We start from the raw sequence: 22611 nt of genomic DNA on the forward strand, positions 1-22611 counted from the left end.
TAATCAAACTAAAAATTATGAAAATCAAACCTTTCGGAAGGCATTTGGCGTGGTGCCGGTCAGCCGCTTGAAAAAATTATTGAAATAGGCTGGGTACTCAAAACCCAGCGCATAAGCGATGTCTGCCACACTCCAATCGGTATGATGCAGCAACGCTTTCGCTTCGGCGGCGATGCGTGCGGCGATATGAACCGAGGTTGGCTGGCCGGTGACGGATTTAACCGCGCGGTTAAGGTAATTGACGTGCAATGACAGCCTTTCGGCAAATTGCTGCGGGTTCCGCATCCGCAAGGGATCATTCGGCCGTTCGATCGGAAACTGCCTTTCCAACAGGTCCAGGAACATGTGCGCAACACGGCCGGCACCGCTTTGGAAAGCCGCAGATTGTCTTGGCGGCTGGATCTGCAAGGCTTCATGCAGGACCACAGAAATGCAGTTCCGGATCAGGTCGCTTTTATAAGGATAATCTTCCTGGTATACCTTCAGCATTTTACGGAAGATACTGTCCATAAAAACCGATTGCGCGCTGTCGAGTGGGATCACCGGGTTGTCGCCCGCGCGAAACAGGGGCGAATCATGCAGTTCGCGGCTATTCATAAAGGCTTCGGTGAATAGGCAGGCGTATCCGCTTGTGCGGTTGACACGGCTCACCACCGAATGCGGAACTTTGGGATTGACGAAAAAGAGAACCGTACCCTTGAGTTCCAACAATTCCCCGCCGTATTGAACGGTCATATCGCCGTTGACCAGGCCCATTTTATAAAAATCCCTGCGGCCACGGCGTAGCGGAAGTTCCTGAGATGCTTGGAGGGCATGCACCCGGAAACCTTTGAGCCGCAGATCTGCCATATTCACACCCGGAATTTCATTTATCATTCCGCAAAACTAACAAAATCAAACCTTAGAAAGTAACCTAACAATTGGAATTGGTACAGCGTCGTGGTTTCGGCTAAACTAAACATGGATTTGGCTAAATCTTTCTGCTTCTTACAACGGTTCTTTGTATCATCAAAAAAAAACAATATGAAAGTATTCGTTACCGGAGCCTCTGGCTTCGTAGGTACTGCCGTTGTGCAGGATTTATTAAAGGCCGGTCACCAGGTATTAGGACTGGCACGCTCGGAAGCTTCAGCAGAACAGTTAAAAGTCGCCGGCGCAGAAGTTCATTACGGAGATTTGGAAGATTTGGATAGCCTGCGTAAAGGCACCGCCGAAAGCGACGGGGTGATCCATTGTGGTTTTATTCATGACTTTACCCGCTTTGCGGAAGTGTGCGCGGTCGACGAGCGGGCTATTAATACAATGGCAGAGATATTGGCCGGTTCTGATCGTCCGTTGATCGTTACTTCAGGCACGGCGCTGGTTAATCCAGGTAGCCTGGCTACAGAAGCAATGCCCTCACCATTTAATCCTGCATGGCCACGAGCCTCGGAACGTGCGGCAGAAGCTGCCGCGGCTAAAGGCGTTCGTGCGGTTGTTTTGCGCTTGCCGCCTTCAGTACACGGAGATGGGGATAAACACGGTTTTATTCCTATTTTGGTAAATATGGCAAGAGAAAAAGGCTTTTCTGCCTATATTGGAGAAGGGCAGAACCGCTGGAACGCCGGTCACCGCTTGGATGCCGCCTTATTGTACCGTTTAGCTTTAGAACAAGCTACACCCGGAGCGCGTTTCCATACCAATACAGAGGAAGGCATTACGGTTAAAAGCATCGCTGAAGCTATTGGTGCCCAGTTGAACCTGCCGGTCAAATCTATAACCCCTGAAGAAGCAACCGGGCATTTCGGCTGGTTTTCTCAAATGGCGGGAACCGACTGTCCGGCTTCCAGTAAGTGGACGCAGGAACACCTAAACTGGCAGCCAACCCATTCTTTGTTGTTAACAGACATCGAAAACGGCATTTACACGCAATAAGATGAAGTTGGTAGTAACCGGTTCTTTAGGGAACATCAGCCAACCGTTGACGGAAGTTTTAGTGGCACAGGGACATGATGTAACTGTAGTAAGCAGCGATTTAAATAAGGAGGCTGCCATCAAAGCTATGGGTGCTTCGGCAGCTATTGGCTCTATTGGCGATGTTGATTTTCTTACCTCGGTATTCCAGGGAGCGGATGCAGTGTACGCCATGATTCCGCTGAGCTTTACGGAGCCGGACCTGGGCGGTTACCTGCGCCGGATGGCCAAGAACTATTTGCAAGCCTTAAAAGCTACGCAGGTCAGGCGCGTAGTTGTGATGAGCGGCTGGGTCGCCGATCTGATCAAAAGCGAAAACCTGGAGAACGAGTTTGACGGCCTGGAGGCATCCGTTACTTTTATGCGCCCGGGGGCATTTTACACGAACTTTTATCAGAGCATGGACCTGATCAAAGGTAAAGGACTGATGGGTAAACTGCTCACTTTACGTTATTCTGGCCTGTGGGCGTTGCTGACAGGGAAAACCGGCTTGCTAATGGGTAATTACGGAGGCGACGACCGGATTGTTTTTGTCTCGCCAAAAGATATAGCCGATGCAGTTGCCGAAGAACTTGTGTTAATGCCCGAACAAAACAGCATCAGGTACGTTGGCAGCGAAGAACTGACCTGTAACGAGGCGGCCCGGATTATTGGCACAGCAATTGGAAAGCCCTGGCTGAAATGGGTGTTGATCAGCGATAAGGCCATGATGCAGGGAATGAAAATAGCCAATGTGCCGCAAGGATTCGCAAAAACTATTGTGGAAATGCAGGCGGCCATGCACAGCGGCAAACCCTTGAAAAACTTTCATCGCAACAACCCGAAAATGGGAAATATCAAGCTCGCAGATTTTGCCAGGGAATTTGCCAATGTATACCATCAAAAATAAGTATTTTGTAGCATGAGCAATTCGACGCCTTTCCGTTTCAGCACTGTTAGCGACTATCATCGTGCCGCCGGTTTGCCTAAACCGGCGCATCCGCTGATCAGTGTGGTCCGCATGGAAGATATTAATCTGCCGATCGCCGAGGTACCCTTTAGCCTGGTGGGTGACTTTTACTGGATCTCGATGAAAAAAATGCAGCATGTGAAATTCCGCTACGGCCAGCAAAGCAGTGACTTTGACGAGGGTGTGCTCTTTTTTATGTCGCCCGGCCAGTTGTTTGGCGTGGAAAGTGTGGAGCATGCAGCTAAAAAGCCAGAAGGCTGGATGATCCTCATCCACCCCGACTTTCTGTGGAACACACTGCTCGCAAAAAACATCAAACAGTACGAGTTTTTTGGCTATTCGGTGAACGAGGCGCTGTACCTGTCTGAAAAGGAAGAGGCAATGCTCACCTCGATCGTTAACCAGATCGAACAGGAATATAACACCGCTATTGACCGCTTCAGTCAAAATGTGATCATTGCGCAACTGGAGTTATTGCTTACCTATTCTGAACGTTTTTATCAGCGGCAATTTATTACCCGTAAAAAATCCAGTCATGAACTACTGACAAGGCTGGAAGATTACCTGGATAGTTATTTTAACAGCGGCGCCTTAGCCAAACAAGGTTTGCCGAGCGTAACCCACATCGCCGAAATACTGAATATTTCTCCGGGTTACCTCAGCAGTCTGCTTAAAACGCTAACCGGGCAAAACATGCAGCAACACCTGCATCATAAGCTCATCGAACTGGCTAAGGAAAAACTATCCACGACGAACCTGTCGGTCAGCGAGATCGCTTATGAGCTCGGGTTCGAACATTTGCAATCCTTCAGCAAACTATTTAAGACGAAAACTAACCTGTCGCCGCTGGAATTCCGGCAATCTTTTAACTGATCGTTCTGTCGATCGTAATTTATCCAAACCAACAAAATCGACCGATGCCGTAAACTGTTTTTTAAATTTATGATTATTTCACAACCGGATCCCAGGTGCACTGCTGCTCCGGCGGTGCTATTTGATTTCCCCAGTCAAACATGGCTTTCAGCACGGGGATAAGCGTTTTGCCCAGTTCGCTCAGCTCATATTCTACCCGTGGCGGTTTCTCCATGTAGCTGTGGCGGATGATCAGCCCATCCTCTTCCAGTTCCTTCAGTTGCTGACTTAGTATCTTGCGGGAAATATCAGCCATTTGTACACATAACTTACCAAACCGGACTTTTCCACCGTTCAATAAACGGATCAAGATGATAGGTTTCCATTTGTTCCCTATATAACCCACCGTTCTTACCACAGCGCAATTTTCGGGATTTTGCAGTATCTTTCTCATTTGTCAGTTACCAATAGGTTACCGCTATTTCGCTTTAGTTACATCCATGTAACCACTAATAGCTACGTATTATCAAATATAGTGCATCTGCTTTGGTTTCTTTGTGAAACAAAAGTAAATATATCATAAAATGGAAATACGTAATCAACAGATCAAAGACCTTGAAGGGAAAATAGCATTGGTAACAGGCGGCACCAAAGGTATCGGCAAAGCAGTAACCGCAAAACTATTGGCTGCCGGGGCAACGGTCATTGTAACCGCACGTAATAAACCCGAAGAACAGAACTGGCCTTATCATTTCATTGCCGCTGACCTCGCAAAACGTGAGGATGCAGAAAAAGTCGCGGCAGAGATCAGCGAGCTATTCGGCGGTGTTGATATCCTTATCAACAACATGGGCGCAAACACCTTTCCGGGAGGCGGTTTTAGCACGCTTGCAGATGAGCACTGGTACCAGGCACTGGAGATCAACCTGCTTTCATCGGTAAGGTTAGACCGGGCTTTATTGCCAAAAATGCTGGAAAAGAAAAGCGGCGTTATCATCCACATATCATCGACAAGCGGGCAGTTCCCGATATGGGAATCTACTATGGCTTACAGTGCGGCCAAAGCGGCATTAAACTCTTATAGTAAATCGCTGGCCGATGAGGCGGGGCCGCATGGTGTGCGCGTACTTACCGTATCACCCGGGCTTAATAAAACAGAAGCAATGTCTGATTTTCTGAACCATCTGGCTGCGAAGGAAGGCATTACCTTTGACGAGATGACCCAAAGGCTTTTTGACCGCGTTGGTGGCGTTCCGCTGGGCAGAATGGCTGAACCGGAAGAAACAGCCGAACTTATTTACTTCCTGGCTTCTCCAAAAGCATCCTACATCAGTGGAGCAAATTATTTTATCGACGGAGGCAACTTTCCTGTTGTTAAGTAAGGAATACCCAGCGCATATTTGAAGTAACCTGGTGACCGCCTGAAATCGTCGCATTGGCCTTTTACGTATCTTCATCCATTTATTTATGTAAAGGCCCAATTGTTAGCCCACATGTTTGGTGAAAACTTATCCAACTGAGAAATGGCTACAACTATCCAAGGAAAGGCTACATTCCGGATCATAACATTGCGGACTTTTGTTTTATCAAATCATCATACAATGAGAAAAGAAATAAAGCAAACAGAAAAAGTATGGTTCGTGACCGGTGCATCCAAAGGATTAGGCTTCCATCTTGTGCAACAACTATTAGCTGAAGGTTACAAAGTAGCCGCAACCTCCAGAAATAAGCAAGCCCTGATCGAAGCGATCGGCGTGCACGAAAACTTTTTACCATTGAATATGGACGTAACCAGCAACGAGGATGTAAAAAAAGTGATCGGGCAGGTGGTAGATAAGTTTGGGCAATTAAATGTAATTGTGAATAATGCCGGGTTCAGCCAAATTGGTGCGGTTGAGGAACTTTCTGCCGAAGAGGTGCAAAGGAACTTTGATGTAAACGTATTTGGGCCACTACATGTGATCCGCAATGCCGCGCCATATCTTAGAGCGCAGGGGTCAGGTCATATCTTCAATATCGCCTCGATAGGCGGCTTTGTTGGTAATTACGCCGCATTCAGCATTTACTGTTCAACCAAATTTGCTATGGCGGGTTATACCGAGGCATTGGCTGTAGAAATGAAGCCGTTTGGCGTGCACACTACCCTGGTTTACCCTGGTTATTTCCGCACCAGCTTTTTAGAGAAAGATTCTGCCATGACTCCTGCGCAAAAAATCGATGCCTATGCGAATGCCCGTGAAGCCGAAGCGCATCACCTGAACGATATCAGTGGCAACCAGCCTAATGATCCCAGAAAGGCAGCTGTTGCATTTATTGAATTGAGCAAACAAGAGCACCCTCCTGTGCATTTCTTTATGGGCGTAGATACCGCTGCACTTGTTAAAGACAAGATCAAAACCATTGAAGAGGCATTACATGCTAACCTGGATCTGACCGAATCAACAGCAATAACTGAATGATGGAAAAGACAATAGAAGAAACCAAAGCATACCTTGGCATGTGGGTGACCACGGATGGCTACGTACGGCACGAATTACTCAAAGGTGGGCGCTATGATGAAGCGCGTGGTGACCGCAAGAGTGCTTACCAGGGAAACTACCGGGTTTCGGGGAATCATATTGATTATAAAGATGATACTGGCTTTAGCGCCGACGGCGAATTTTGTGACGGCGTACTTTACCACGGGGGTATGGTATTTTACAAGGAGGATAATTAAATCAGATATATGTCAAACACATTTCATTTTCATAAACTATCAGAATTGCATGCCTATTATGGCTTACCGGGACCGGAGCATCCAATGATCAGCCTTATTGATTACAGCAAAGTTAAATACCCTGATGATACAGCGAACCTGAAATGGCTGCAGGATTTTTACATGTTCGCTTTAAAGCGTAATGTACAAGCAAAATTTAATTATGGCCAGCAGGCTTATGATTTTGATTCGGGTGTGCTGTCTTTTTTTGCACCGCAGCAATTGCTTCAGATGGAGATTAAGCCTGATGTATCGGTCAATCAGACGGGCTGGCTGTTACTTATCCATCCTGACATGCTTTGGAATACGCCATTAGCTGCAAAAATCAAAAATTACGAGTTCTTTCAATATAAAGTGAATGAAGCGTTGTTTCTGTCAGAAAAAGAAGAAGGGGTAATCACCGAGATATTTCAAAAAATAGAGAAGGAATACCAGTCGAATATGGACCAATTCAGCCAGTCATTGATTATTAATCAGTTGGAATACCTGCTGATTTACGCTGACCGCTTCTATAACCGGCAGTTTTTGACCCGCAAGATCACCAATCACCATATTTTAGAAAAACTTGAAGGTTTGCTTCATCAACATTTTACAGAAGATAACCTGACCGAAAAGGGGATACCGACAGTGCAATTGGTCGCAGATCAATTAAATGTCTCGGCTAATTACCTCAGTACCTTGCTAAAAGTCTTGACAGGACAAAGCACCCAGCAGTTCATTCATGACAAGCTGATTGTGAAAGCAAAAGAGAAGCTTTCGGCCACTAATCTCTCGGTTTCTGAAATCGCTTACAGCTTAGGATTCGAACATTCGCAATCCTTTAGCAAACTATTTAAAGCTAAAACAGATCTCACTCCGCTGGAATTCAGACAAGCTTTCAATTAAAAAAAATTGACTTTCAAAAGTTCAGAATACGCTAATTCTGCAGTCTTTTCGCTTCCACCAGCCAGTACAGCACTACTGGCAAGCTTCGTCATACCCTTAATTCTGGTTGTGATAGGGATAGCTCTACAAAATTGTTGCAAATGTCAACTTCTATACCTGTAAGTACTACATCCCGAGATGCAACATTATGGTAATGATAAGTCAAGTATTATTTAATCATAGATGTTTAGTTTGGCCGGATAAATTCGATATGAAATATTCGCTTACGTTACTGTTTGTTATTTTAAGCTCTTTTAAAATAAACGCACAACCAAACCCAATTCCAAAACCGAAACATCAATTTACAGTTATTGCTCACCGTGGCGATCATGTTAAATATCCCGAAAATACTTTAGAAGCCTATCTGGAAGCTATTAAAAATGGGGCGGACTATGTGGAGATTGATCTGCGAACAACAAAAGACAGTGTTTTGATAAGCATGCACGACGGTAATATTAGCCGTATGACAGGCGAACCCGGTAATATTAAAGATCTTACTTTTGAAACAATAAGGAGCTTAAAAGTCCAAAGCAAAAACACGCAGGACACTACCGCTTATCATATCCCTGCTTTTGAGGACATTCTTAAAACCTGTAAAGACAAAATATACATTTACCTTGATTTTAAGGATGCCTCCGTACCGGCTACTTATGCCGCTTTGCGCAAATATCATATGGAAAAGCAGGTAATTGTATACATTAACAGCTTTGATCAACTGGAAAGATGGAGAAAACTTGCACCAAAGATTCCATTAATGTTAAGCTTGCCCGATAGCGCTAAAAATATAAACGATATCAAGGCCTTTATACACCAGACACATCCTGATGTACTTGACGGTAACTGGAAAACTTATAATACTGAAATGCTTGAGTATCTTACAAGCCAACGCATACCAGTTTGGCCGGATATACAAAGTGCCAATGAAGACCAGCACTGGCCAGATGCCGTTAAATTAGGTTTTAAAAGCTTACAAACAGATCATCCTGCAGCGCTTATAGAATATCTGACAAAAAAAGGCTTGAGGTAACGCTTTAAGACAATATTATCTGCTCCGTTTTAACCTGCATTAGGCATCATTTAATCATTCGGGGTTACGGAATATGAAGCGACGCGTAACAAAATATATCTCTAAAATTTAAATGTTGAATATTAACCTGATAAACCTCCCTAAGTTAGTCAACGCTCACAGTAAGCCCTTCCTGCTGAAGTATTTTGCGGTATATCTCCATTTCTGTGAATGAACCTTCCAGTACAGCACACTTACCTTCGTTATGTACTTTCCAGGCAATCTTTTCAGCTTGAGTTTCATTATAATCAAGGTACTTCATCATGCAATGGATAACATGATCAAAAGTATTATGGTCATCATTCCATAAAATAAGGCGGTGCATCTCTTTAAGAGAGGCCAATATCTCGTCAAGCGTGAGCGTTTCTTCCTGTACTTCAGTCGGCATACCTGCAAATTTACTCAAAACGAGCGATTATTTTAACTGCCCGAAAAAATAACACCGGCATTACTCAACTTTATACCTGTAAACGGCACGGCCAATGTTGCCTTCATCATCTATACCTTCAACAACAATGCGATAGGTTCCCTTACTACCGGCATTAAAATAAGTCAGATTCGCATTGCCATTTCCATAGGTTACAACATTAGGGTTCCAATAAATAGTTGTACGCAGGTCTGCTAATTTTTTGTTGGTTTTGGCATCGTATTTTGGCGAATAAAATGTACGTGAGTGATATATGCCCTTAGGCGCATAAGGCTTTATACCACTGCTAAAATATCGTGGGTATTCGGTTGGTTCGTCGCCGCGCTTGGTAGTTATTATCAATACGCCTCCTGCCCCCCTACTACCATAAATACTTATCCCCCCGATATTTCTCAACACTTCTATAGACTGCACATCATTTGTATTAAGAGTGTTCATTAAAGATGCATTTGCGTACAGGCCATCAATTACCACCAGCATAGGTGGCCCGCCCCTTGTTGAAAACGGAACCCCATTCCTGAAAATCACACCTAAAAGCCTCCCCTGCAGGCAATCGGCCAAACGTATGCAACCATAGTTAATATCCTTGGCAAATAAAACCTGATCTGCATTACCCGGGCCATTTAAATTAGATGAATGTTTAAGTGCATTCTTTTTAGCCCGTATCTGCACTTCCCGAAGGCTGATCACATGATTTCCCAAGCCGTATTTAATTTGCTCAAAATAAAGTTGACGGCTGTTTTGTGCATACGTTGCTATTTCAGCAACAGGATTTACTTTAAAATCAACAATATTTTTAGCGTTTACAGTTAAAGGTGGTGGAATTGAATCCATCCTGATCACCACATTTTTCTTGTTTTTGGCTGTACGTGCCTGTATTAAAAACTTTATGCTATCCGGGTAAATAATGTCATGGAAAGCAAAGCGGCCGTTGGCATCGGTAACAGTATCTAACTTTAAAAGGCCGTCGTCAAAATTAATCAGTTCAACCTTGCCTCCTTTAACGGGCTGCCCGGACGGTGTAGTGACCGTCCCGGATATGGTAAACGTTTTTTCTTCCGGATATTGGTTTGATTGCACGTTTTCGCGGCTAATTGTTTTCCAGTCAAACCGACGGTACCCTTGAGTCATCAATAATATATCCAAATCTTCCCTTTTTTTATCAGTTGGGTTATTAAAGTAATAGGCAGGTTGTTCTATGTAACCTTTTATATCCGATGTTAGCAAAAGGCTTGCAAATATGTTATTTTCATTATTTTCATTTACCGGCACTTTGGTCTCGTCAATAACAGATACAGAAAAATTGCCTCTATTTTCAGTGCTGATACCAAGCTTTACAGCTTCTCTTGGGTTATAAGATTGCTTATCGGGCTTCACTTCTAATTTTAACGCTTTAGACTGCGCAAATGCCAGCCTTTCGTTAAGTGGTTCTCCGGATGCTGAAAATAAAGTAAACTGTATTATCCCATCAAGAAACTTATTTACAGGCACATTAGCAGTAAAGGCTGATTCCCCTCCGGTAACTTTAGTTGAATAATACACTTTGCCATTACTTTGCGCTATTAAGCTCAGCTGCTCTGTGATTACCTTATTTGCAGATATCCTAATCTTAAAGGTAGCCGGGTTCGCAGAAGAAACACTCATTACATAACCGCTTTCTGAAACTGTCGGCAGTGCTATGGTATTTACAGAACCGTCGGCATAAGTTATTTTGGCTTTATAAGCATTACCGCCCTGAGGAGTAAAATTAAAAACACCCATGCCTAAATGAGCGGTGTTAAGTACTGCTACTTCTTTGCCTTTGTTATCAATAACATTGCCCTTAATATCAGTACCAAGCCCATTTGTTCCAATTGCTTTAAAGGCTACCCTTGTGGGTATGCCACTTACCATATTGCCTCCTTCAGGAAAAAACTGCACATCGGCATTTCCGGCCATTACCCGTATGGGAATGCTTTTGTAAACTGTGCCTTGCCCGGTGCCGGAGATACTTGTTGAAATCCTTCCCAGCTTTAGCAGTGCTTCGTTATCTGCCGGGAAACTTACCCGCAGATTGCCTTCCGCATCTGTAAAGCCTGTACCTTTTCCAATCGACTTATTATTAAGTAATACGTTGTAAGTAACCTGTTTATTTGCGTACGCAGCACCATTAACATCTGTATAGTTTATAGTGGCTGTTATTTGCCTGCCCGGAGCGTTATAGTTAAATGTTGTTTTTGTAAATACCTTGTTGGTGATGATATTGCCTATTGTTATCGCTTTATCAAAAAAGTAATCGCTGCCTGTATTACGCATATATTGCGTGTAAGCACGAATACGATAATTACCCTCATGAATGGTATCGGGCAGAGGAAAATCTCCGTAACCAAGCCCGTTGTGCAATTGCACCTTAATGGATTGTTTTATCGAGTCCAGTTCGTCAATAAGTTCAACATTAAGTATACCGCTGTCCGGCTGCAGCTTGTGCTGTGCGCCTTTTATTACATAGGCCTTAAACCATATATCATCACCTGCAGTGTAGTAAGGCTTATCTAAATGCAGGTATGCTTTTTCAACAGGGTTAATTGCTGCCCATCTTTCAAGTTGCCGTGTTATTTTTGTAATGATATCATCGTCGGCATTAAAGCTGTAAACGCTAACCGCACTAATCACAAATAACAAACTCCAAACAATACGTTTATATGCCATAACAAGTTAGATCTTATTATAAGCAACGCTGTTTTAGGGAGTTAAGTTTGCAGTAAACCTAAAACTTATTCTTCCACATCATACTTTCCACCGGCCGTGTTGTAGGATTATTGTATTTAGCGTTGCTTTTAGAGTTATACATTGTTTCTATATCGCCCTCAACCACAAAATATATCAGTTGGCCAATAGGCATACCTGCATAAATTTTAACAGGTTGAGCGCAGGATATTTCTAACGTCCAGGTGTTGCAAAAGCCTACATCCCCTTTACCAGCCGTTGCATGGATATCTATTCCCAAACGCCCTGTACTTGATTTTCCCTCCAGGAAAGGTACATGCTTATGAGTTTCTGTATACTCCATGGTTACCCCCAGGTATAGGGTATTAGGCTGCAGGATAAAACCCTCTTTGGGTATCTCAAATCCAATTATTTCGTTATGCAGTTTGGCATCCAGCACACGGTCTTTATAAGTAGCCAGGTGTTTGCCAAGATGCACGTCGTAAGAGTTTGTACCCAGGTACTCCCGCTTAAAAGGTTCAATAATTATGGTGCCTTTTTCTATTTCCTCAAGTATGCGTTTGTCTGATAAGATCATATAAATAATGCTGCATTAAAAGTACCATAAATGCCCTTATCTGCCAAGTTATTTTAACCCGCGCAAGTAAACAAAAAGCCGGTGCAGGGCACGCGGCTTTGGGCTACCGGTGGTAGCCTTCACTCACAAATATTGATAATTACCCCTGACGATGGTTTGTGGAGCGTTAGTATTGGCAACGCGTAGTTTAACGCAACCCTCTGTAATGGCCACTGCCGCCAGTATAACAGCTGATATGTAGATCTTTTTCATTGATATTAAGTTTAGGTGTTAATCTTCTTATTTGACGTAGGTTAGCTCCGTTTAGTTACACATCAAAAACATTATACTTAATTTTAAATTTAGCTGATACAAATTGTAAAGCTTTTTCGCAATTTTACCCAATGGCAATAGCGTACCGACAACAGATTGATGATGACACAGAGTTTGCACTGTGGCGTATCAAGGAAAGCGCTGAAGAGCTGTATAAACAATTACAGCTAAATGAAGAAGAAAAAGCCTATACCAAAAAACTGATCAAAAGCAAACGCTACCTGCACTGGCTGGGTACCCGTGTTTTATTGCGTAAAATGCTGCGTACCGAAGAATACATTGACTGCAAGGTTGATGCACATGGCAAACCTTACCTGGTTAGCCTGCCTTACCATATATCACTCAGCCATTCTTTTGACTATGCTGCTGTCATGATAAGCAAAACCAGCCCTGTTGGGATAGATATTGAGCTTATCAAAGAAAAAGTAGAACGTATTGCCGGTAAATTTCTGCGGCCGGAGGAGTTGTCATTTATAGCACCTGAGCATAAAATACAGCAGCTTTATGTGTGCTGGTGCGCTAAAGAGGCCGTTTATAAATGCTATGGCCAAAAGGAAGTTTCATTTTCAGATAATATAACGTTACATCCCTTTACCTTTCAGCATCATGATACTTTGATGGCCCTGTTGCATAAAGATGAGGTAAATATTAATTACGAGGTAAGCTATATGCAGTATGAAGATTACATGATTGGATACGTGAAGGGATAACAACTGATGAAAAATAAAAAAGTGATTTTTGAGGACTGGGGTTTAACCGATTACCGCCAGGCCTGGGACAGGCAGGAAGAGATATTCGGTGCCACAGTGCAACTTAAAACCGAGCTGCGTAACCGCTCATTAGCTATTGCAGCCGGTGATGGTACCGCTCAAGAGGATATTTTAACCCCTAACTATCTTATTTTTTGCGAGCACCCACATGTTTACACGCTTGGCAAAAGCGGCAACGCTGAACACTTATTGCTGGATGAGCAGGGCCTGAAAGAAAAAAATGCCGTGTATTATCCAATTAACCGCGGAGGGGACATTACTTACCATGGGCCGGGGCAAATAGTGAGTTACCCGATACTTGATCTTGATAACTTCTTTACAGATATACACCTTTACCTCCGTACGCTGGAAGAAGCTGTTATGCTTACTATGGCCGAATATGGCCTGAAAGGTGAGCGTTACCCCGGTTATACCGGTGTTTGGCTGGATGCAGATAACGAACAGGCACGAAAGATTTGTGCCATGGGTGTAAGGTGCAGCCGCTGGGTAACCATGCATGGCCTGGCGTTCAATGTTAATACCAATCTGGATTATTTTAAAAACATTGTACCCTGCGGCATCGATGATAAGGCCGTAACATCTATGCAACAGGAACTTAGGAATGAAGTTGATATTAATGAAGTAAAGCAAATCCTAAAGCATCATATTTCCGTACTTTTTGGTATGGAGATGATAGGATGAAGAAACTGCTTTTGATTTTAACCATTTTAATAACAAGTGCTTGCAGCAAGCAAGCCACCATACCGGCACAGCCGCCTACAGTTACAACACCGCAACCCGATAACATGCCCGCGTCCCATTCCTTTACTTACCTGGCTCTTGGCGACTCCTACACCATTGGCGAGGCTGTGCCTCAGGCACAGTCATTTCCGTACCAGTTAACGCAGCGATTAAAAAACACTAATAACCCTGATATTATTGCTGTTACGGGCTGGACTACCGGCGAACTTAAACAGGGCATTGCACAAAGGGCGTTAAGCAACCATAATTATGATATTGTAACCCTGCTTATTGGTGTAAACAACCAATACCGCGGCTATAACAAAGAAGCGTACCGCACAGAATTTACAGAATTACTTAACACCGCGATCGCCTATGCAAATGGTAACAAAAAACATGTATTTGTCCTTTCTATCCCCGACTGGGGTGTTACTCCCTTTGGTAAAAACTCCGGCGACCCGGCTAAAATAGCTGCAGATATTGATACATTTAACGCCATTAACAAGCAAGAGACCGATATGCTTGGCGTGGCTTATGTAGACATTACACCAATTTCCCGGCAGGCTGCTTATGACACAGACCTGGTCGCTTCAGACGGCCTGCATCCATCCGGAAAGATGTATAGTTTATGGGTAAATGAGCTGCTGTCTTTAGTTACTGCTCAAGTGAAACACGGCTCTGATTAAATTGCATACATTTTGAAACTTTAACATTCCGGCAAGCTTATCGGTATGTTAATAGCAAGGCCGCCATCAGCGGTTTCTTTGTATTTGGAATTCATGTCCTGCGCGGTTTGCCACATGGTTTTTACCACAGCATCCAGGCTTACCTTGGCTTTATCAGGATTGCTTTGTAAAGCGAGTTGGCTTGCCGTAATAGCTTTTATAGCGCCCATGGTATTACGCTCTATACAAGGCACTTGCACCAAGCCACCAATCGGGTCGCACGTCATTCCCAGGTGGTGCTCCATGGCAATCTCGGCAGCCATTAGTACCTGTCGCTGGCTTCCGCCAAGACATTCTGTTAACGCAGCAGCAGCCATAGCTGATGATACGCCGATCTCTGCCTGGCATCCGCCCATAGCAGCCGATATGGTTGCGCCTTTCTTGAATATGCTACCGATCTCTGATGCTACAAATAAAAACTGAATGATCTTTTGCTCACTATAGCCGTCGCAAAAGGATATGAAGTACTGCAGGACTGCTGGTATAACGCCTGCCGCACCATTGGTAGGTGCAGTCACTACGCGGCCAAACGAGGCATTTTCTTCATTTACCGCGAGTGCAAAACAGCTTACCCAATCTAATATATTCTGAAAGCTGGTACCTGTTTGGCGCATAGCCCGTACCCAGCCATTGTAGTCGTTATAAGGAATGTTTTTGATAAGCCTCTTGTTAAGTACCGAAGCCCTGCGGGCCACATTTAAACCACCCGGTAAATAACCGGAAACATGGCAGCCCCGGTACATACACTCGCGCATTACATCAAATATGTCCAGCACGCCTTTACGGGTTTCCTGCTCGCTGCGCCAAGCCAGTTCGTTCTCCATCACCACCTCAGATATCTTCAAGCCGGTTTTTATGCACCAGTGCAGCAGGTCGCCTGCTGTATCAATAGGAAATGGCAGGTCAACTTCAAGCCTTTGCTGGCCCTGTGCACCCTCTTTTATCACAAAGCCACCACCTATGGAATAATAAGTTGCGGATATTGCTGTTTCATTACTCAAAAATGCCTGAAACGTTACCGCATTAGGGTGAAAGGGCAAACTCTCACTAAATAAAAAAAGGAGATCATCTTCTGCAACAAAGCTTATTTCCTTTTCACCGCCTAAAACTAATTGATGTGAGTTGATGATACCTGCAATTTTGCTATCGATCTTATCAACCTCAAAAGTAACAGGGTCATCACCGCTAAGGCCCAGCAGAATGGCAATATCCGTACCGTGGCCTTTACCGGTTTTTGCCAGCGAACCGTAAAGCAATATCTTAACCTGTACTACCAGTGACATCACCTCCTTTTGCTGCAACAGGCTCACAAACTGTTGTGCAGCCCTCCACGGGCCAAGCGTATGTGAGCTGGACGGACCTATGCCTATCTTAAACATATCAAAAACAGAAATTTGCTCTCGTTGCTGCATGGCCACAAAACTAACAGTATTACAATAACTTTTTTTAACAAGTATTCGTAAATTTTAAAACCTTTATTAACTTAAACAACAATTTAAACCCAATACACAATGGAAAATTATGATCCTCAATCGGCCGGACTTTTTGCGGCATTGTTCACTGTTTTTTTGATCCCGGGCTTGGTTATATGGCTTATCAGCATTATCGGGATGTGGAAAGTTTACGAGAAAGCGGGCAAGCCGGGATGGGCTTCAATTATTCCTATTTATAACGTGATAGTTATGCTTGAAATTATAGGCAAACCGGTTTGGTGGCTGTTGTTGTTGCTGGTTCCATGTGTTAACATCATATTCGGCATTTGGATAATTAACCTGCTTAGTAAAAGCTTTGGCCAAAGCGAAGGATTTACGGTTGGCCTGCTTTTACTACCCATGATATTTTATCCTGTTTTAGGGTTTGGCAATTACAGGTACGTTGGCCCGGCAGGAGCTGGTTTTGCCGGTTACAAGCCTTATGACCCGGGTTTAGATTACAAAGATCCATTTAACCCCACACCACCGCCGCCACAGGTTTAATGTTATTTAATTTAACAATACACTGCAGCCTGCTGGTAAACGGCTGGCTGCAGTATCATTTACTTCCCTGCCCTTTCAAATATCTTACCGGCATAGACTGCCCGGGCTGTGGTTTTCAGCGATCAATACTTTTACTTATAAAAGGAAACCTTAACGATAGCCTTTTAATGTATCCGCCGGCCATACCTATTTTATTAACTGCGCTGTGGTGGCTGGCTGATAGCCTTTTGAGGCTGGACAACCCTAAAGCTTACATTAAAAAGTCTCTGTTTATAATAACCGGCAGCTTTATAACAATCAGCTATGCTATAAAGCTTGTACATTTATATCAGCACTAAAAAGATTCGGTTTGAGAAACCTGGTGTGTATAATCCTTTAACAGTGTTTGTAAAAACTGCATATCGTTCATATTGGCAGGCAATGTTACCTTTAAATGCTCTTTTAGCTTTGCAGCCATATTGTAAACGAGTACGCTGTTTCCCGTTTTTACATAAGCATTTATTACTTCGTTTATCAGCTCAACATCCTGGTCGGTCAATTGTAAAGCCTCGGCAAATACAGGCTGATAGTCACTATCCGCCGGATGAAATGCTACCTTGCTTACATCTGTACGCGGCACCGTGCGAATGAGTACAGTACCGGCAACCAAATCGCCAATGCGCTGTGTGCGCTCGCTTATAGCAGCAACAACCAGGGCAACGGTACCACCGCTTATCCCAAAGTCAATTATCCTGAATATCCACCTCAATAAATACTGGCTTATGCGCGGGCGGTTGCCATCTGCGCTCATTACCCGTATCTTCATTACCTTTTTACCAACCGATTGCCCGTTCATGGCAATCTCGCAAATCAGGTCATAAAAAACATATAAAGCAAAGTATATGATAACAACTATACCGGTTGTTATATCCTCAAGCTTTAAGCTAACGCCAAGAATAATTGAAGCAAGATAGATAAATAGAAAAATACCGTAATCAATCAGGCTGGCAACAATGCGCTCACCCAAACCGGCCAGTTCATAATCAATATCAATGTTTTGTGCAGTAGTTATCCTTATTGTGTTCATAATAAATACAGACTCTTAATTTGCATGTTTTTAATTGAATTATAAAACTTTTGTAGTTATTTTAACGCCACTATTTAAACCCCGTCAATCACAATGCGCGAGCCTCTTTTTGTAAAACAAAATGCCAAAAAATGGGCTCAGTTTGAGCAGGCAACCAAACATACGCCTGATGAGCTTGCCGAAAGCTTTATCCAGATAACTGATGACCTGGCATACGCAAAAACCTTTTATCCTAAATCAAAAACTACCGCTTATTTAAACGGTCTGGCATCTAAGTTTCATCAATCCATTTATAAAAACAAAGGCGAAAGCAGTAACCGCTTTATCACATTCTGGAAATTTGAGCTGCCATTGCTTTTTAAAACTTATCAAAAGCAATTGCTGTATGCCTTTGCTTTCTTCATCGTTTTTTGCCTTATAGGTGCGCTTTCCGCTAAATATGACGACAGCTTTGTACGCCTGATAATGGGTGATGATTATATAGACATGACCAACGAGAATATCGCAAAGGGCGATCCGTTCGGCGTTTACAAGCAGGGATCAGAAACGTTGATGTTTTTGGGCATTGCTGCTAACAATATCTTTGTATCGCTGATAACTTTTGTGAGCGGCATTATATTCTCGGTTGGCACTATTTACTTCCTGTTCAGGAATGGGCTGATGCTGGGTTCATTTCAGTATTACTTTTTTAGTAAGGGGCTGGGCATGCAATCGGTATTAGTGATATGGATACATGGCACACTGGAGATATCGGCCATTGTGATAGCAGGCGCTGCCGGATTGGTTTTAGGTAACAGCTTTTTATTCCCTAAAACTTTCAAGCGGATGGTATCACTAAAAAAAGGTGCTGCCGATGGTATGAAGATCGCCATTGGGCTGATCCCCATATTTATAGTAGCCGCTTTTTTTGAAGGGTTTGTAACCCGCCATACCGAAATGCCTGTTTGGCTAAGCGTGGGTATTCTTGCAGCTTCTTTAATATTCCTTATCTGGTACGTTATACTTTACCCTAATAAAATTTATAAGCAAACCCAATATGCAACCCAAAGTTGAATTAGCAAAATCCCGCGATTTTGGTGAAATAATTAACGATACATTTAACTTCATCAAACAGAACATGAAGCAACTGGTCAAAAATCAGTTTATATTTTGTGGTTTGTTTTTTCTGGCAGGCTCTCTGCTTTTTGTGCTGCAGCAATACAGGGCTAAAAACCTGATCACCAGTATGGGTGAAATGGGTCCGCAAACCTATGAATCTATCAATACCTTCCGTTTACTTGGTGTAAGCTATTTTATAGGTATTGCTTTGGTGTTTATCGGGGGTTGCATTTCTGTTATTACCGTATTGAGCTACATGGCTATATACAAGCAAAAAGGAAATATTGTGCCAGAAACAAGCGAAGTTTGGGGATACATCAAGTATTACTTTTTGCGCAGCCTTTTGGTTGTTTTTGTGGTGGCTATACTATTTGGGTTAGGCCTTGTATTATGTTTAATTCCGGGCATTTACCTCTTCCCGATAATGGGCTTGATTTGCCCTGTGATGATTTTTGAAAACGGCAGTTTCGAATATTCCTTCAGCCGTGCTTTCCAATTGATCAAAGATAACTGGTGGGTAACCGCTGCGACAGTATTGGTATCGTGGATCATTTATTATTTTATGGCCATGATCGTAACCATACCTATATCCATTGTAGGTATAGGCAGCAGTTTGTTAAGCCCGGTAAAGTCATTTACGGTAATGCCGTTATGGGCATCAGTTGTTTCTGTATTTATTCAGCAGATCACTATGTTGTTTAGTATCATTCCAGTTATTACCATCGCCTTATGCTATTTTAACCTGTCCGAAAGTAAAGAAGGCACCAGTTTGCTCGATCGTATAAACAAGCTGGGCAACAATAACACCCCCCAAACCGATTTGCCAACCGAAGAATATTGATGTCGCGCCTACTATTTATAGTTGTTTTTTTGTTTACATGCTGCATCTGCTTTGCCGCGCCCGATACTTTGGTTAAAAAGAAACCTGCTATTTTACGCCAGGACAGCAGCCTTGTAAATGTAAGGCATTTTGACACTACGGCCCTTGCCCAATATAAAAAGCTGCCTGAGTTTACTTACAACGACAGCTATGAGGGGCCTTCGTTATGGACACGTTTCTGGCGCTGGTTCTGGAGCCTGTTTGATTTTAAAAAGCTTAACGCATCGCGTCATCCAACCTTCTGGACGTGGTTCTTCATTATTTTAAAATATGCTATAATTACAGGCGGAGCAGCAGCGCTTGTATTTCTCATACTGAAACTTGCCGGTTTAGATGTAAATGTTTTCAGGCGCAAGCCTAAAGCATCGCTTGAGTACAGCGAACAGGCAGAAAACATTCATGAAATTGATTTTGAAAACGATATCAGCAATGCGGTATCAACCGGCAATTACCGCTTAGCGGTGAGGCTGCTTTATTTAAAAAGCCTGAAGCAACTAAGCGATAACGGGCTTATTAACTGGCAGATCAATAAGACAAATACTCACTACGTAAATGAACTAACCGACCCCGCTTTACGCGATACATTTAAAACACTTACTTACCAGTTTGAGTACATTTGGTACGGCGATTTTAATATCAATAAAGATATTTATAACCGGATCAGTAACTTATTTAATAGTTTTAAGGGGGGCCGGGCATGAAGGACTTTAAACTTTACTTTGCCGGCCTTTTTGCCTTATTGCTTATTTATCTGGTAGCGGAGTATAATAAGCCTGCTCCCATAAACTGGACGGTAAGCCTGCGGTATGATGATAAGATACCGTTTGGGAGTTTTATACTGTATAACCGGCTTAATGATATTTATCCCGGTGCTGCTGTTATACGCACCAACCAGTCGGCGTATGAAGCCTTTACAGATAGTACACGGTCTCCCGGTAGTTATATGATGATAGCCAAAACCGTTGATCTGAACAAGAATGACGTAAAAGCGCTGATCAAATACATTTCATCCGGCAACTCGGTGTTTATAGCCGCGCTTAACTGGAAAGGTTACCTACCCGACTCCCTTAAACTTGAAACCGGTTTAGAGTTTGACAAAAAAAACACCGCCCTTAACTTTGTCAATCCCGCCCTTAAAAACAGTCCGGATTTCAATACTGATAAATACACGGGCATGCAGTATTTTAAAGAATTTGATACTGTAAGGGCAACCGTTATCAGCAAAAACCAATATGGGCATGCCAACTATATCAGTTTCAATTTTGGTAAAGGCAAATTACTGCTGATGGCCAACCCACAGTTGCTAAGCAATTATAGCCTTTTAAAACAAGGCGGAGCAGGTTATGCAGAAAGAGTTTTATCGTACCTGCCTGTATCAAAAACATTATTTTGGGACCAGTATCAAAATGGCGATATAGCCGTAGATATATCCCCCATGCGGGTATTTTTCAGTCATGAACCTTTGCAATGGGCTTATTACATCAGCCTGGCGTCGCTGGTATTATTTGTATTATATGAAATTAAACGCCGGCAAAGGGTGATCCCGATTATTGAGCCGTTAAAAAACACAACTGTTAATTTTGCAAGTGTTGTTAGCCGTGTTTACTACGAACAGCGCGACAACAAGGATCTGGCTGCAAAAAAAATCCTTTACTTTTCAGAACACCTGCGCCGCTATTTCAACCTAAAAGTAACCAGTTTTGACAACGAGTTTACCCTAAGCTTCATCCGTAAAACAGGCATTGAAGATGCTTTTGGTCACGAGCTTATTAATCATATTAATTACCTGTCCCGGCAATCGCGGGTTAACGACCATGAGCTTATTGTTTTAAATAAACTGATAGAAAAATTTTATATCCAAACCGGATCGTATGGAAAATGACAACTTTGAACAAAGAACAGATCTGAGCCAGCTTAGCGCTGCTGTTGAACAAATAAAGGCCACGCTTTCAACTATTATAGTGGGCCAGCATGAGGTAATAGAACTGGTTATAGCCGGCATACTGGCCGATGGGCATATCCTTATTGAAGGGGTGCCGGGCGTGGCTAAAACACTTACTGCCAAACTGGTTGCAAAATCTGTAGATGCCAAGTATTCGCGTATACAATTTACACCGGATTTGATGCCGTCTGATGTGTTAGGCACTTCTGTATTTAATCCTAAAACCGGCGAATTTGAGTTTAAAAAAGGACCTGTTTTCGGCAACATCATTCTTATTGACGAGATAAACCGCGCACCGGCCAAAACCCAGTCGGCACTGTTTGAGGTAATGGAAGAAAGGCAGATAACTGTTGACGGCCAACAATACAAGATGGAGGAACCTTTTATAGTGCTGGCTACCCAGAATCCGGTTGAGCAGGAAGGTACATACAGGTTACCAGAGGCACAGTTAGACCGCTTTTTGCTCAAGATAGAGATCAAATACCCATCGCTTGAAGAAGAGGTTGCCATTGTTACCCGACAGCATCAGCAAAAAACTACAGAACAGATCAATCATATCACCTCAGTGCTTTCGTCTGCAGATATTATCATTATACGCAATCAGGTAAGGCAGCTACATGTTGATGATAAGATACTGGCCTTTGCCGCCCGCATTATACATGAAACCCGTAATAATAAATCCATTTACCTGGGTGGTTCGCCACGAGCCTCGCTGGCCGTTGTAAACGCGGCCAAAGCCATAGCAGCCATTAATGGCCGCGACTTTGTAACGCCTGATGATGTGATTAAAGTTGCTGCGCCGGTATTAAGGCATCGTATTATGCTGACACCCGATAAGGAAATGGAAGGTGTAATTCCGGAAGAAGTAATAGCTCAGATCATCCAAAAGATAGAGATACCAAGATAATAAACG

At 43.2% G+C, this 22611-nt stretch carries 26 protein-coding genes; 18 read left to right on the forward strand and 8 right to left on the reverse strand.

Translation table 11 applies throughout. From position 1 onward, the window contains the following. Positions 1-24: 24 nt before the first annotated feature. Positions 25-876, reverse strand: coding sequence for a helix-turn-helix domain-containing protein (locus ACFQZX_RS12960; RefSeq protein WP_377115968.1), 852 nt, complete (start codon positions 874-876; stop codon positions 25-27). A 90-nt stretch (positions 877-966) separates the two neighbouring features. Between ACFQZX_RS12960 and ACFQZX_RS12965 the strand changes: the two genes are divergently transcribed. Genes ACFQZX_RS12965 through ACFQZX_RS12975 form a run of 3 tightly spaced genes read left to right on the forward strand, consistent with a single transcriptional unit; the run spans position 967 to position 3775 of the window. Beyond that, positions 967-1914 carry an SDR family oxidoreductase gene (locus ACFQZX_RS12965; RefSeq protein ID WP_377115970.1) on the forward strand — a complete coding sequence of 316 codons (948 nt, stop codon included), beginning with the start codon at positions 967-969 and terminating at the stop codon, positions 1912-1914. Position 1915: 1 nt separating this feature from the next. Beyond that, positions 1916-2842 (forward strand): NAD(P)H-binding protein, encoded by a 927-nt coding sequence (locus ACFQZX_RS12970; RefSeq protein ID WP_377115972.1) that lies wholly within the window; start codon positions 1916-1918, stop codon positions 2840-2842. A gap of 12 nt (positions 2843-2854) precedes the next feature. After that, positions 2855-3775: a helix-turn-helix domain-containing protein gene (locus ACFQZX_RS12975; protein ID WP_377115974.1), complete on the forward strand. Its 921-nt coding sequence runs from the start codon at positions 2855-2857 to the stop codon at positions 3773-3775. Positions 3776-3848: 73 nt separating this feature from the next. Here the strand turns inward: ACFQZX_RS12975 and ACFQZX_RS12980 are convergent, their stop codons facing one another. Further along, the gene (locus tag ACFQZX_RS12980; RefSeq protein WP_377115976.1) at positions 3849-4208 is read right to left on the reverse strand and encodes a winged helix-turn-helix transcriptional regulator; all 360 of its coding nucleotides are present in this window, start codon (positions 4206-4208) and stop codon (positions 3849-3851) included. A 130-nt stretch (positions 4209-4338) separates the two neighbouring features. On the opposite strand from ACFQZX_RS12980, the gene ACFQZX_RS12985 reads away from it, so the two are divergent. From ACFQZX_RS12985 to ACFQZX_RS13005, 5 genes are all read left to right on the forward strand, one after another. After that, on the forward strand, positions 4339-5136 hold the full coding sequence (locus tag ACFQZX_RS12985; RefSeq protein WP_377115978.1) for an SDR family oxidoreductase: 798 nt from the start codon (positions 4339-4341) through the stop codon (positions 5134-5136). A gap of 219 nt (positions 5137-5355) precedes the next feature. Beyond that, positions 5356-6213, forward strand: a complete 858-nt coding sequence (locus ACFQZX_RS12990; protein WP_377115980.1) for an SDR family oxidoreductase — start codon at positions 5356-5358, stop codon at positions 6211-6213. Then, positions 6210-6470, forward strand: coding sequence for an Atu4866 domain-containing protein (locus tag ACFQZX_RS12995; RefSeq protein ID WP_377115982.1), 261 nt, complete (start codon positions 6210-6212; stop codon positions 6468-6470). The genes ACFQZX_RS12990 and ACFQZX_RS12995 overlap by 4 nt, the downstream gene beginning before the upstream one ends. 9 nt (positions 6471-6479) lie before the next feature. After that, positions 6480-7394: a helix-turn-helix domain-containing protein gene (locus tag ACFQZX_RS13000; RefSeq protein WP_377115984.1), complete on the forward strand. Its 915-nt coding sequence runs from the start codon at positions 6480-6482 to the stop codon at positions 7392-7394. 250 nt (positions 7395-7644) lie between these two features. Then, positions 7645-8460, forward strand: coding sequence for a glycerophosphodiester phosphodiesterase family protein (locus ACFQZX_RS13005; RefSeq protein WP_377115986.1), 816 nt, complete (start codon positions 7645-7647; stop codon positions 8458-8460). 145 nt (positions 8461-8605) lie between these two features. On the opposite strand, the gene ACFQZX_RS13010 is transcribed toward ACFQZX_RS13005, so the two are convergent. The 4 genes from ACFQZX_RS13010 to ACFQZX_RS13025 form a co-directional block, all read right to left on the reverse strand. Then, a complete protein-coding gene (locus tag ACFQZX_RS13010; RefSeq protein WP_377115988.1) occupies positions 8606-8887 on the reverse strand; it encodes an ATP-dependent Clp protease adaptor ClpS in 282 nt (93 codons plus the stop codon). A gap of 60 nt (positions 8888-8947) precedes the next feature. Next, the gene (locus tag ACFQZX_RS13015; RefSeq protein ID WP_377115990.1) at positions 8948-11614 is read right to left on the reverse strand and encodes a carboxypeptidase regulatory-like domain-containing protein; all 2667 of its coding nucleotides are present in this window, start codon (positions 11612-11614) and stop codon (positions 8948-8950) included. Positions 11615-11672: 58 nt separating this feature from the next. Further along, complete coding sequence (gene dcd, locus ACFQZX_RS13020) at positions 11673-12209, reverse strand: dCTP deaminase (RefSeq protein WP_377115992.1); 537 nt, start codon at positions 12207-12209, stop codon at positions 11673-11675. A gap of 123 nt (positions 12210-12332) precedes the next feature. Next, on the reverse strand, positions 12333-12461 hold the full coding sequence (locus ACFQZX_RS13025) for a hypothetical protein (protein WP_377115994.1): 129 nt from the start codon (positions 12459-12461) through the stop codon (positions 12333-12335). 131 nt (positions 12462-12592) lie between these two features. Here ACFQZX_RS13025 and ACFQZX_RS13030 point away from each other — a divergent pair, with 131 nt between their 5' ends. From ACFQZX_RS13030 to ACFQZX_RS13040, 3 genes are read left to right on the forward strand one after another with little or no spacing between them, the layout of a single operon-like run. After that, the gene (locus ACFQZX_RS13030; RefSeq protein WP_377115996.1) at positions 12593-13231 is read left to right on the forward strand and encodes a 4'-phosphopantetheinyl transferase family protein; all 639 of its coding nucleotides are present in this window, start codon (positions 12593-12595) and stop codon (positions 13229-13231) included. A gap of 6 nt (positions 13232-13237) precedes the next feature. Beyond that, entirely contained in the window at positions 13238-13972 is a 735-nt protein-coding gene (lipB, locus tag ACFQZX_RS13035; RefSeq protein ID WP_377115998.1) for a lipoyl(octanoyl) transferase LipB, read from the forward strand. Further along, a complete protein-coding gene (locus ACFQZX_RS13040; RefSeq protein ID WP_377116000.1) occupies positions 13969-14697 on the forward strand; it encodes an SGNH/GDSL hydrolase family protein in 729 nt (242 codons plus the stop codon). Before lipB ends, ACFQZX_RS13040 begins: the two co-directional genes overlap by 4 nt. A 20-nt stretch (positions 14698-14717) precedes the next feature. Here the strand turns inward: ACFQZX_RS13040 and ACFQZX_RS13045 are convergent, their stop codons facing one another. Further along, positions 14718-16148 (reverse strand): L-serine ammonia-lyase, encoded by a 1431-nt coding sequence (locus ACFQZX_RS13045; protein WP_377116002.1) that lies wholly within the window; start codon positions 16146-16148, stop codon positions 14718-14720. A gap of 99 nt (positions 16149-16247) precedes the next feature. Between ACFQZX_RS13045 and ACFQZX_RS13050 the strand changes: the two genes are divergently transcribed. Next, positions 16248-16712, forward strand: a complete 465-nt coding sequence (locus tag ACFQZX_RS13050) for a DUF5684 domain-containing protein (protein WP_377116004.1) — start codon at positions 16248-16250, stop codon at positions 16710-16712. Then, entirely contained in the window at positions 16712-17050 is a 339-nt protein-coding gene (locus ACFQZX_RS13055) for a DUF2752 domain-containing protein (RefSeq protein WP_377116006.1), read from the forward strand. The genes ACFQZX_RS13050 and ACFQZX_RS13055 overlap by 1 nt, the downstream gene beginning before the upstream one ends. Here the strand turns inward: ACFQZX_RS13055 and ACFQZX_RS13060 are convergent. Then, positions 17047-17778, reverse strand: coding sequence for an RDD family protein (locus ACFQZX_RS13060; protein WP_377116008.1), 732 nt, complete (start codon positions 17776-17778; stop codon positions 17047-17049). The two genes, ACFQZX_RS13055 and ACFQZX_RS13060, sit on opposite strands and share 4 nt — an antisense overlap. A gap of 93 nt (positions 17779-17871) precedes the next feature. Here ACFQZX_RS13060 and ACFQZX_RS13065 point away from each other — a divergent pair, with 93 nt between their 5' ends. From ACFQZX_RS13065 to ACFQZX_RS13085, 5 genes are read left to right on the forward strand one after another with little or no spacing between them, the layout of a single operon-like run. Then, positions 17872-18831, forward strand: coding sequence for a stage II sporulation protein M (locus tag ACFQZX_RS13065; protein WP_377116010.1), 960 nt, complete (start codon positions 17872-17874; stop codon positions 18829-18831). After that, complete coding sequence (locus tag ACFQZX_RS13070) at positions 18815-19717, forward strand: hypothetical protein (protein WP_377116012.1); 903 nt, start codon at positions 18815-18817, stop codon at positions 19715-19717. The genes ACFQZX_RS13065 and ACFQZX_RS13070 overlap by 17 nt, the downstream gene beginning before the upstream one ends. Beyond that, the gene (locus ACFQZX_RS13075; protein ID WP_377116014.1) at positions 19717-20457 is read left to right on the forward strand and encodes a DUF4129 domain-containing protein; all 741 of its coding nucleotides are present in this window, start codon (positions 19717-19719) and stop codon (positions 20455-20457) included. Before ACFQZX_RS13070 ends, ACFQZX_RS13075 begins: the two co-directional genes overlap by 1 nt. Further along, positions 20454-21638, forward strand: a complete 1185-nt coding sequence (locus ACFQZX_RS13080; RefSeq protein WP_377116016.1) for a DUF4350 domain-containing protein — start codon at positions 20454-20456, stop codon at positions 21636-21638. The genes ACFQZX_RS13075 and ACFQZX_RS13080 overlap by 4 nt, the downstream gene beginning before the upstream one ends. Then, complete coding sequence (locus ACFQZX_RS13085) at positions 21628-22605, forward strand: AAA family ATPase (RefSeq protein WP_377116018.1); 978 nt, start codon at positions 21628-21630, stop codon at positions 22603-22605. The genes ACFQZX_RS13080 and ACFQZX_RS13085 overlap by 11 nt, the downstream gene beginning before the upstream one ends. Positions 22606-22611 lie beyond the last annotated feature (6 nt).

This window comes from Mucilaginibacter litoreus (assembly GCF_042676805.1).
In the GTDB taxonomy this organism is placed as follows: domain Bacteria; phylum Bacteroidota; class Bacteroidia; order Sphingobacteriales; family Sphingobacteriaceae; genus Mucilaginibacter; species Mucilaginibacter litoreus.